2 protein-coding genes and 1 pseudogene are annotated in these 1,730 nt (G+C 47.3%); all 3 read right to left on the reverse strand.

Going from position 1 to position 1,730, the window contains the following annotated elements; translation table 11 throughout:
• Positions 1-290, reverse strand: a pseudogene (locus GY683_RS06410) (hypothetical protein); the annotation flags it as partial.
• Between the two features lie 11 nt (positions 291-301).
• Complete coding sequence (gene ispG / locus GY683_RS06415) at positions 302-1,429, reverse strand: flavodoxin-dependent (E)-4-hydroxy-3-methylbut-2-enyl-diphosphate synthase (protein WP_297287955.1); 1,128 nt, start codon at positions 1,427-1,429, stop codon at positions 302-304.
• Positions 1,430-1,441: 12 nt separating this feature from the next.
• On the reverse strand, positions 1,442-1,730 hold a 289-nt coding region (locus tag GY683_RS06420), incomplete at its 5' end, for a hypothetical protein (protein ID WP_297287956.1).

Consider the following 1,730-nt stretch of genomic DNA (forward strand, 5'->3'; position numbering starts at 1 on the left):
ACAGAATTAACTTCTTGAGATGTGGCATTGCTATTTTTTAAGATATATTGTTTTGGTTTGGTGTTTGGCACTGCCTCAAAAATATCGCCAGCTGTGCAAATTCTAGCGCTAAATGTTGCCTCGGGTGTTTTACCCTTAAAAGATTGCGTCTGGACATCAAAACTCTTTAATTGATGATGTAAATTATTTTGCAAAACAAATTGCCATAAATCTGATGCAGTCATTGGCTTATTAGCCATTTGCATGGCTAATTTTGCTAATTCAACAAAGCCCAATCTATCGTTTTGCAAAGAATGATCCATCACCCAACCCGAATAATCTCTTTTTGCTTAGCGATGGCTCTTGCTTCAGCAAGCTCTTTGGCCTTAGCGCGTACCATTTGCTCAATCTCATCTGCAAGCATCTTGGTATCGATCAGATGGCTTTTTTGACCGCCCAGATACACGAGAGAATTTGGGCTTGCACCCACGACACCGATGTCCACTTCTTTTGCTTCGCCAGGTCCATTCACCTTACAGCCAATGACCGACAGATCAATGGGCTCGCGAATGTCTTCCAAGCGAGATTCTAATTCATTCATCACTTTGATGACGTCAAATTCTTGGCGGCTGCAGCTAGGACAAGCGATAAAGTTTACGCCATTTGAGCGGATGTTGAGTGATTTTAGGATGTCAAAGCCAATCTTAATCTCTTCTTCCGGCTGACTTGCTAATGAGATGCGCATGGTGTCGCCAATACCCTCTAACAATAACCCACCCAAGGCAATGGCGGACTTGACGGTGCCTGTACGATACACGCCTGCCTCAGTAACACCAAGGTGTAGAGGGTTATCCACCTGCGCCGAGATAAGTCGATAAGCATCCAAAGTCAAAAACACGTTCGATGCCTTGACCGAGATTTTAAATTGATCAAAGTTATTGCGGTCTAGGATGTCAATGTGGCGCAGCGCCGATTCAAGCATTGCCTCGCCTGTCGGTTCGCCGTATTTTTTTTGTAGGTCTTTTTCGAGTGAACCAGCATTGACACCGATGCGCATGCTCACACCGTGATGGCGCGCTGCCGCAATGACTTCACGGACTTTTTGTTCGTTGCCGATATTACCTGGATTGATACGTAAGCAATCAGCGCCTGCATCCGCCACCGCCAGAGCAATTTTGTAGTCAAAATGAATGTCCGCCACCAGTGGCACATTCACACGTTTTTTGATCTCGGCGAACGCTGCCACCGACTCCATCGTCGGGGTTGAGACTCGCATAAAATCCGCACCAGCATCAACGCAGCGCTGAATCTGCGCAACGGTCGCCTCAACATCACAGGTGTTGGTATTCGTCATGCTCTGCACACTGATTGGCGCATCGCCACCCACCGCCACAGAGCCAACGTGAATCTTCTTGGTGGGACGGCGCTTGATAGGACTGTGATGTGACATGGAAACTCTCTTTTAATTTTTGGGTAAATCTGGCATCTGCAATTGGGTGCCTTTATCTGACAATACTGACGATCGTCCGAAAGTGGCTACAGCTCTTTGATATACACTTCGAGCGTCGTTCATATTTGAATGCATCACATGCAGATCGATCAGCTGTAGATAACTGCGCTCAGTAGCACTGCCTGGATCGATAGCGCGATGAGAAGTACTGACCGCCTCATCATGCTGGCCCATGCGCCGATAGGCTGCGGGCAGATTCTCCAGTGACAGTACCCGGCCTTCATAGCCGAGATTGCTAGAT

Origin of the sequence: Moraxella sp. (assembly GCF_024227015.1) — a bacterium.
In the GTDB taxonomy this organism is placed as follows: Bacteria; Pseudomonadota; Gammaproteobacteria; order Pseudomonadales; family Moraxellaceae; genus Moraxella.